Source organism: Endozoicomonas sp. ONNA2, assembly GCF_024606365.1.
In the GTDB taxonomy this organism is placed as follows: Bacteria; Pseudomonadota; Gammaproteobacteria; order Pseudomonadales; family Endozoicomonadaceae; genus Endozoicomonas.
The window spans coordinates 1-9,437 of sequence record NZ_JAHHPO010000992.1; the positions used below are offsets into that span (position 1 = coordinate 1).

The following is a 9,437-nucleotide window of genomic DNA, read 5'->3' on the forward strand; positions in this document are numbered from 1 at the left end:
GGTCACATAGCTACGGCTATGCTCCCTCCGTTGTGCCTTGCACAGTACCTGCCCAGGTAGCCAGAAATATTCGATTCCATAAGGCCAGCTACTTATTACTAATCATCACCCTGACGTATAATTGGGTCCGAGTCTTATGAACCGAATTCCCCTGTCTACTTTTCTACCTGAAGCCAGCAGGATTGTCGCAGGCTGTATGGGTTTGGGTGGCGACTGGGACAATAGCCCGGTGTCAAAAGATCACAGGATGCAGGCGCATCAGTTTCTGGATAGTGCGCTGCACAGCGGCATAAACTTCTTTGACCACGCCGATATCTACACCCGTGGCAAGGCTGAACAGGTATTTGGCGAGGTTTTGGTCCAAAGACCCGGGTTGCGGGAAAAAATATACCTGCAAGGCAAGTGTGGCATTCGCTTTGCCGAAGGACAGGTTCCCAATCGCTATGATTTTTCCAGAGACTGGATTGTTCACAGTGTGGAAAACAGTCTCGCCCGTTTGCATACCGACTATTTAGATCTCCTGCTACTGCACAGACCGGATCCGCTGATGGCGCCAGAGGAGGTTGCCGAAGCATTTTATCAGCTGCACAAAGCCGGAAAAGTAAACCATTTTGGTGTGTCGAATATGAATGGCCACCAGATTCAATACCTTCAGTCCTTCCTTCATCAGCCTATTGTGGTCAACCAGTTGCAGATGAGCCTGACCCACCTGGACTGGCTGGATGAAGGGGTGCTGGTCAATCAGGGGCAGGCGGTCAGTTTTACCCCCGGCACCGTTGAATATTGTCGTAGCCACAATATTCAGCTTCAGGCCTGGGGCTGCCTGAGTAATGGTTTGTTCTGCGGCAAAGATGTCCAGGGTGAGTCTGACGCTATTCGGGCGACAGCCGACTTGGTCAGCGGGTTTTCACAGGCACTGGGGGTTTCCAGAGAGGCTATTGTATTGGCCTGGCTGATGCGCCATCCTGCAGGTATCCAGCCGGTGATCGGAACCACAAATGCCCGGCGGATCAAGGCATGTGCAGAGGTGGAACGCATCAAATTGAATCGAGAACAGTGGTACCAATTGTATGTCAGTGCCCGGGGCCGAATGCTGCCCTGAAAAGGTGATAAGAAAAGGTGATAAATAATGCGCCGCAGATGTTGACCCCGGGCCTTGCTGGATAAAACAGTATTCACAGCCTGTAAATTACGCTAGAATGGCCTGTTTTGTAACCCTATGCACATCCTTCTCATGGACGCAGAGGGTTTGTTGGGAAGTCCTGGCGCTTCGTTTCCTGCATTATAATCCGGTTGAAAAGTGAATTATCTGCTCGTCTTTTGAGCGATCGGTTTCAGCCACCGGAAGCCTCTGCCAATGCAGGCCAAGCTTGTTGATCAAGCCTCTCCAAACGCAGTCGTGGACCTCACAGGCGATTCGGGAATGTCCCACGAGACCGATTACTCCCGATAGCAGCACCAGGAAGTCCATGGCTTGCAACTTTTTCGAGTAACCTTCGTTAATGTTTACTGCCATCCTATTTCTGTTTGCTCCAGACGTCGCCAGCACCAGGCAGCCATGAGCCGGTTTACCGGATTATCAAATGCCGTCTGATCCGTACCAGACAGCCTTTGACCTTGAGATGGCGGCATTTTTATGGCTAAGAATGAAATTTAGGAGTATCCAATGAGTGATACCAGCACGGCAATAACTTTTGCGGACCTGCCCCTGTCGCAAGCAGTAATCATGGCAGTTCAGGATGTCGGCTATGAAAGCCCGTCACCCATTCAGGCTCAAAGCATTCCTCACCTGCTCGAAGGTCGTGACCTTCTCGGTCTGGCGCAGACCGGTACGGGTAAAACAGCCGCATTTGCACTGCCATTGCTGTCAGCCATTGATTTGAAACAGCGCGATCCTCAGGTTCTGGTGTTAACACCAACCCGTGAGCTGGCTTTACAGGTGGCAGAAGCTTTTCAACGCTATGCCCGTCATATGAAAGGTTTTCATGTGTTGCCCGTTTACGGTGGTCAGGATATGCGCGGCCAATTACGCAGCCTGCAACGTGGAGTCCATGTGATTGTCGGTACGCCGGGTCGGATCATGGACCACCTGCGCCGCGCAAGCCTGAAACTGGATAATCTGAACACCGTTGTTCTGGATGAGGCGGATGAAATGCTGCGCATGGGCTTCGTGGATGACATTGAATGGATCATGGAGCAGACCCCCGCTGACCGGCAGGTAGCCCTGTTCTCTGCCACCATGCCTTACCAGATTCGCAAAATTGCAGATACTCACCTGAAAGAGCCTGCCACGGTGGAGATTAAAGCCAAATCAGCAACGGTTGACACCATTACCCAGAAAGTCTGTATGGTCAGCGGTTTCCACAAGCTGGATGCCCTGACGCGGATTCTGGAAGTGGAACCATTCGATGCCATGATTATATTCGTGCGTACCAAAACCGCCACGGTCGAGCTGGCCGAAAAACTGGAAGCCCGGGGGTTTGCCGCTGCGGCACTCAATGGCGATATGAGTCAGGCGCTGCGTGAAAAAGTGGTTGATCGTCTCAAGAAAAAATCCCTGGATATTCTCATTGCCACCGACGTCGCGGCCAGAGGCCTTGATGTTGAGCGTATCAGTCACGTGGTGAACTACGATATCCCTTACGATACAGAAGCCTACGTGCACCGTATTGGTCGTACGGGACGTGCCGGCCGTGAGGGCACTGCTATCCTGTTTGCCACCCATCGAGAGCGCAGGATGCTTCGTGCCATCGAAAGCGCTACACGACAGCGTATTGATAACATGCGATTGCCTTCCATGAGTGATGTACGTGATATTCGTATCCGTCAGTTCAAGGACGATGTCATCAAGGCGATGGACATGGGCGAAGAGCTGGATGTGTTCCGTAAGATTGTTGTCGAGCTTGAGCAGGAAAATGCCCTGAGTTATGAAGATATGTCAGCAGCGCTCTGCTTTATGGCCCAGAAGGAGCGCCCATTCCCGGATGCCAAAGAACCCGAGCAGCACCGTCGTGAAGGTCGTGATCGAACTGACCGTGGCGAAAGGCGTCGTGATGGCGAAAGACGTGGTGAGCGCGGCCGTGAACGCAACAATGATGGCATGGTGCGCTATCGGGTAGAGCTCGGTCGGGAACAGGGAATCAACCCGGGAGACCTGGTGGGTGCCATTGCCAATGAAGGCAAAATTTCCGGGCAGAGTATTGGCCATATCCGTCTGTTTGATAACTGCTCGTCAGTCTACCTGCCAGAAGGGATGGACAAAAGCGTCATCGAAGCCTTGAAAGGGGCCAGGATTCGCAACCGGCCAATGGAGTTAAAACTGTGGATGGGTGACGAGCCACAAACAGGGCGCCGGGGCCGACGTTTTAGTGATCGTGGTCGCCAGGAAAATGGTCGCCAGGAAACTGGTCGTGATCGTCGTCCACGTCGAGACAATAACGGAAAACGCTAACAGATCTGCGGGCTACACCAAAAGCCCGAACATCCGCTCTTTCACCTGAATGGCTTCTTTTTTCCAGTATGTTTCAAATGCGTCCCGGAGAACCTCAACTTCCCAACCGTGATATGGGTCCCGAACAAGAACCGAAGTGTCTTTAACCTCATCAACAATAACGAAGTGTATTCCACTTTCCAAATCCACTGGGACTATTGCAGACCCATGTTGATTAACTGCATGGGTCAGTCCTCCAATATTGGCAAACCGGCTTTTAAATGGAGATAAACCCGCTTTTGATAATGCCATTAATATAGATTTGTCAGAACAAATGTTTGATGTTAACAAGTCGCTAACCGAAAAATTGCCGTTATGCTGATGTATGAGCATTGCTGCTGTAGCATATGAACAGCCTCTGGCTGCTTGTTGTTGAATGATGGGTCTTTCATTAAGGGTGTATTTGATGTCAATGGATTTGGATGTCAGAGACTCCCCTTTAGATTTATTTTCTATGGGTTGATGCACTTTTAAAATTTCATGGTCAAGAAATGAGAGCATAAAACCATGCTCCCCAGAAAAAGAAATATTTTTGAGAACAGGGTCATCCCGGAAAATATACTGGCCAACAAGTTCCAGAAGGGCACCGGGATTATTCCACATAAAATGTTCACGGTTAGAAAAAACTTCCTGTATCAGATCTGGTGATTTATTCAGAAATTGCGATTTAATATGATTTTCAAACTTCGTATCTGTGAGCAGGGAATATTCAGAAATAATTTCTTCAACAGTTTCTTTGAGTTTTTCACGTCTTGCCTTCTTGCCAACACAAACGGTGTCGCAAGCACCCAGTCTGGGGTATTGTCTCTGGTGTATAGAATCGGGGATGCCAGCCAATTTTAACAGTTTACGCTTAAGTTCCGGATTGGCTTTATAAAAGGGTTTGCCAAGCCCGCCACAGGGGGGATCAGGCTGCGTATGCTGGTCTGGTGGGGTCAGTACGGGCATTTTTGAGTCAGGTTCGCCAGAAAACTCGCCGGAATTAACCAGGCTAATGGCAAGCCCGGAATTGAGTAGCCTGACTGTGTCATGAGATGATTTTTGTCCATCAGAAGATGTATCTTGTTTCAAGGCAGGGGATATTGGTGGAACCTGTTTAACCCGGTGGCCACTGGAATCTGTTGTTTCTTTACCTGAAGAAATCACTTCTTTTTTTAAAGCTTCTTCTTTTAAAACTTTTTCTTTTAGAGCAATGTCCCTTCTCGCATCAATATAACCTGATGGGTTCTCATTCAAGGAGTGCATAATTTATCCTTTACCAAATATTTTTTATTTTGACTGTGTAATCGCCAAATAGTTTCCAGAGAAGCGGGAAAATATTTTTCTTCAAGCTGGCGGTAATACATGAAGTAAAACTGAAAAGAAGTGGCAGGCTGAGCCACCTAATACAAAGACATGCCAGATCGCGTGATTAAAGGGCAGCTTTTTCCATAAATAAAAGATCACGCCAAAGGTGTAAAGGAATCCTCCGGCAACCAGCCAGTATATCCCGCCGGTTGACAAGTTCTCTGCCAGCTCCCCGGAGGCAACCAGTACCAGCCAGCCCATAACAATGTAAGTGCTGACTGATAGTTTTTTGTATCTTGGCCCAAAGACAACTTTGAAAATAATGCCCAATACGGCCAGGCTCCAAATCACGGCAAACAGAATCCAGCCCGTGACGCTTCTCATGCTGACCAGAAGAAAAGGCGTGTAGGTTCCGGCAATCAGCAGGTAGATGGAGCAGTGATCCAGTATTTTGAAGACGTTTTTGGTTTCCGGATGCTGAAAGCTATGGTAAAGCGTGGAGGCCAGAAACAGCAGGACCAGGGTGGTGCCGTAGATGCTGAAACTGACCACCCGCCATACATCAGCCTGATGGGCGGCAAAGGTGACCAGCAGCGTCATGCCGGCGACACTTAACAGGGCTCCCAGTCCATGAGTAATACTGTTGGCTATCTCTTCAGCCAGGCTGTAGTGGCTGGCAAGTTTATTTCCTGGTGTGGATTTCAAAACCATATAGCGCGGGTTTGCTCTGTGTCAGTGGCTCTGATCATACTGAATCTTGTTCCTGAATGCACAAGGGATTGATACCGGTGCACGCAGGGCCCTCGATGTTCGGACAAAGTCCCGGAGTCATAAATTAGAATGGCGGCACTACCTGATGATCGACTACTTTATCTCTATCAGCTTCTGATTTGCTGGCTGATCAAAGGGTCATTTTTTGCAAAGGTCAGGCCACTGTCCCGGGCAGTCACCCTCTACAGGCTATCGCTGATGGCTTTCCCGCAGAAGGTTTTTGAACTTAAGTTGATCCTCGCTAAAGATGCTTAAGTCCGACAGCCTTCAGGTTTATCTCTTATTCCCGTCGCTGGAGTATGACATGAAAAGGTTGATCCACTGTATTGTTTTGGTTACAGGTGCTGTTCTGTTTGGCTGCAGCTCCCACAAGCTGACCAGTGTTGACCCCCGGTTGGTTGAGAACAAGACTTGGGTACTGACGTCAATGAACGGTCTGGCAGCATCGGGTCCAAGAGTCACCATGGAGCTTCGGCCTGCGACTGCCCAGGATGGACGTATTGGTGGCCAGGCCCAGTGTAATCGCTACTTTGGCAGTTATCAGGTGGCCAACAATCAAATTATCTTTACTCCAATGGGCGGCACCAGGGCAGCCTGTCCGGCACCGTTTATGACCAAGGAGGCAGAGTATCTGGCAACATTCCCCAAATTGGACAATATCGACATAAAAGAGAATGGACTGATATTGAATAATACCAGCGGTGACCAGAAACTGACCTACGCTGCGGAATCAGCCAATGTCAGTGGTCAGATCGCTGCTACTGAAGGTACTTTTGCACCGGGTTCTGAAATTATTGTGGTGCTGCAGGATAGCGCCATGCCGGATGACCCGGCAGGCATCATCGGTATTGAGCGAATCCAGGTAGGCAGGAATGTGGACGTGGTGGATTATATGGTCAATTATGCGCCCGAACTGGTGAACCCGAGCAGCAACTATGAGCTGTTGGCAGAAGTTATCCAGAATGGCCAGGTGATGTTTATCACCGCTGTGAAGCCCTCTGTTCAGCTCAAGTCTGCCCCTGCACAACAGTGATCTCAGGATGGGGGTGGGAGTGATTCCACCTCATCTTTGGCGCTATTGCAAAGTGTTGCCGCGGATATTGTCGGGTTGTTTTTTTTCAGTCTTTGAATATCCCCTAATGGCGTTTTTTTTGCGATACGATGAAGTAACGTCGGGTTGTCTTTTAAGCAAATTCTCCATTTATTAAATTCATTCGCGGTGCTATAGAATTCCCCCGATTTTTGCTTGAGCCTCTTTTTTTGATCATCACAATCTAATGCCATATCACTGTGTACGTGGCCAAGAAGGGATAAAAAAGAACCGGTGACAAATGTCAGTGTCAAGCTGTGTTCGAATTCGGCTAAATGACCTCTGGCGGTTGCTGATGGCTGACCTAGCCACTGAGCCTTGTACTCGGCCAGGTTCTGATCCTTGGGGTGAAGGCAGCACAGCCATCCCAATGCTTTATCAATTATCAGGTTTCGAATAGCAAATTGGTCTTTTGGAGTGTCGTCTGATAAAAAAATTGTTTCGCAATCCTTCCGGTCCAGGCCGTAATCGGTGAGCGCTTTACCGGATTGGCAAAGTATGTTTAACGCAAAAGGCTTTTGTTCTTGTCTGGCAGATGCATTGCAGGCTTCAAGATGTTCTGACCCTTTTGCCATAACTCTGAGGCTCCATAAATCCATGTGAGCGAAACTTGCCTGTTGTATTGTGAGCTGAGTATCCTGACAGAATTGGTTTAATACGGCTCGAGCCTGATCAAAGTCGTTGTTGTGTAAAAAATGGGTAACGCAGAGGCTGATGTAGGACAGACGAGTTCGATGGATTGATTTAATGCTTTTTGCTTGAGTGGATGTTTCTGCGATGCTTGCACCGCACACCTCACTTGCGCTGGCAGAACCTTGATCTTCAGAAAAGTCAGGACTCTGTTTTTGTCCATGCAGGTCTGTGTTTAACATTGAATCTTGAAGTGAATATTTTTCTTGTATTTTTCTGGTTTGTTTTTTTCCGGTTGGGCCTGAACGGTGCCGTTGTCTTGTGGATTTCTTTTTTTTGCCAGGTGCGGCTTCCAGAGCCGCGGGTTTTATTTCAAAAAGTTCCAGCTCATCGATAATTCCCTGGATATAAAATGATATTTCCTTCGCGTTGATAAAATCGTAGTGCTTTATGGCCATCTTCAAACAATGTAACACTTCCTCTGTTGCAACCATCTCATTTTTGCTGTTTTTGATCAGCAGTAAAGCCAGTGGTAAATTGGCCGCGTTAACACCTTGTTTCAAGGCTATTCTGGCATGTTGGATGGCTTCTTCTAACCGGTTGCCTTGCCCATATATCTTGCTGAGCAACCAATGGGCTTGGGGAATCCGGGATTTTAACAGCTCACTTTCTGCTTTTTCAGGTTCATTTTTAAGGCAGTAAAAAACGGCAGATAAATAGAGCCTGATGTCTTTATTGGGGATATTGATGAGGTGTAATGTATCTTGATTGAGCAGAAAACTACAAACAGCTACCAATTTTTTCAGTCCTTTATTTGACGACATATATTGTTTTATCAAAGGTACCAGTTTTTTTCTGAGTTCGGGAATCTGGAGAAAACGGAAAAGTTGCTCTACAGCAGACAAGCTGATGTCAGGTGAGTTATAGGCTATCTGATTGGACTCACTCAGCATGAGAGCGTGAAATAATAACGAATCCGGGTTTAAATCAGGAATACCGTGTGAATCAGGAAGAATAGCAGGTTTATTGCAATTCAGTTTATGAAGTATATTGAGTCCGGAAGCACATATCCCTGAAATCGTCAATTTTTTTTCAAGGTTTGGTTGTAGTGTACAGTCCTCTGTCTTAAATAATTCGGATTCGTAAATGAATGCTTTTATGTTGGCTTTGATGGTTTCAGTCTCTCTGAAATTAAGTAAGTAAACTAATGAGTGGGTAATACAGGAGACGATGACGTCGGGCAGTAAATCTTTGTCATAAGGTTCCATTATTTGATTGATGGGATCACAGCAACGGAATCTTTCGTTAATTTTTTCGATTGGTATATTGCTGATTTTGTTATTTTCAAAAAATGATAAAATCAGTCGGCAAATTGCTGCATAGTTGGCCGATTCTTGTTCATCTTTAGAAACTTTTACCCCTTCAAACCATAGACACATTAAAAAAAGTTCTTGAATCTGTTTCGAATCTGAAGGCGAACAGCTCAGTAAAAAATCCACCATGTGATTTTCGAGCTGTTCAATCTCATCCCCTATGGATAATACACTTTCTGGCATATCTTCTGGTCTGAACTCAGCGGCTCGCTGTAGCTCCCAGAATTTCAAATACGTAGACTGGAACTGCTTGAGAAGATGAGAGAGCGTTTGTGGTGATGGTTTGGCAAAATAGGCTTGTTCTCTTACTGCCGTGGCTTCGTTTCCCCGATCACACAATTTTTTTTTCAGTAATAGTGACCTTTTATTGTAGATAACGACCTGGTCTTCCGTTGCTCTGATAGACCGGTTGCATAGATTTACCAATTTCCGCGGTCCTCGTGGCTCTTTTGGCATATGTGACTCGAGATCGGCTATCACTTCAGCCATGGTTGACGCTTCATACGAAGGCTTGTGACCCTGTGGAGGACGAAATGGAAGCAGTGACAGGTTGTTGTAAAAGTTTGCCATCGGTTGGGTCTGACCATAGAGTAGAATTACGTTTGTTCCATCTTTTGACCATGCCGATAACGTTAAGTTCCCTGAGATACCACGAAGCATCGACAAAGCTGCCAGCTAAACAAAAAGCTACGATTTACTGGTAGGTTTAAGGGGGCTGCTCACATAAGATGTACTTCCTGAAACCAGGAGGCTGTCCGAGAATAGACCGCCCTGCTGCGGTTGCGATAAATTGGTC

At 47.4% G+C, this 9,437-nt stretch carries 7 protein-coding genes; 4 read left to right on the top strand and 3 right to left on the bottom strand.

Annotation, left to right across the window (positions count from 1 at the left end):
- Positions 1–136: 136 nt before the first annotated feature.
- The gene (locus KDK14_RS17505) at positions 137–1,102 is read left to right on the top strand and encodes an aldo/keto reductase family oxidoreductase (RefSeq protein ID WP_257266476.1); all 966 of its coding nucleotides are present in this window, start codon (positions 137–139) and stop codon (positions 1,100–1,102) included.
- Between the two features lie 564 nt (positions 1,103–1,666).
- Positions 1,667–3,451: a DEAD/DEAH box helicase gene (locus tag KDK14_RS17510; protein WP_257266477.1), complete on the top strand. Its 1,785-nt coding sequence runs from the start codon at positions 1,667–1,669 to the stop codon at positions 3,449–3,451.
- Between the two features lie 12 nt (positions 3,452–3,463).
- On the opposite strand, the gene KDK14_RS17515 is transcribed toward KDK14_RS17510, so the two are convergent.
- Positions 3,464–4,735, bottom strand: coding sequence for a cysteine peptidase family C39 domain-containing protein (locus KDK14_RS17515; RefSeq protein WP_257266478.1), 1,272 nt, complete (start codon positions 4,733–4,735; stop codon positions 3,464–3,466).
- An 81-nt stretch (positions 4,736–4,816) separates the two neighbouring features.
- Complete coding sequence (locus KDK14_RS17520; protein WP_257266479.1) at positions 4,817–5,488, bottom strand: hemolysin III family protein; 672 nt, start codon at positions 5,486–5,488, stop codon at positions 4,817–4,819.
- Positions 5,489–5,617: 129 nt separating this feature from the next.
- On the opposite strand from KDK14_RS17520, the gene KDK14_RS17525 reads away from it, so the two are divergent.
- Together KDK14_RS17525 and KDK14_RS17530 are read left to right on the top strand one after the other, a co-directional pair.
- Positions 5,618–5,803, top strand: coding sequence for a hypothetical protein (locus KDK14_RS17525; protein ID WP_257266480.1), 186 nt, complete (start codon positions 5,618–5,620; stop codon positions 5,801–5,803).
- Positions 5,804–5,852: 49 nt separating this feature from the next.
- Positions 5,853–6,581 (top strand): META domain-containing protein, encoded by a 729-nt coding sequence (locus tag KDK14_RS17530; protein WP_257266481.1) that lies wholly within the window; start codon positions 5,853–5,855, stop codon positions 6,579–6,581.
- Positions 6,582–6,583: 2 nt separating this feature from the next.
- Here KDK14_RS17530 and KDK14_RS17535 read toward each other — a convergent pair whose 3' ends face one another.
- Positions 6,584–9,067, bottom strand: a complete 2,484-nt coding sequence (locus KDK14_RS17535; RefSeq protein WP_257266482.1) for a hypothetical protein — start codon at positions 9,065–9,067, stop codon at positions 6,584–6,586.
- Positions 9,068–9,437 lie beyond the last annotated feature (370 nt).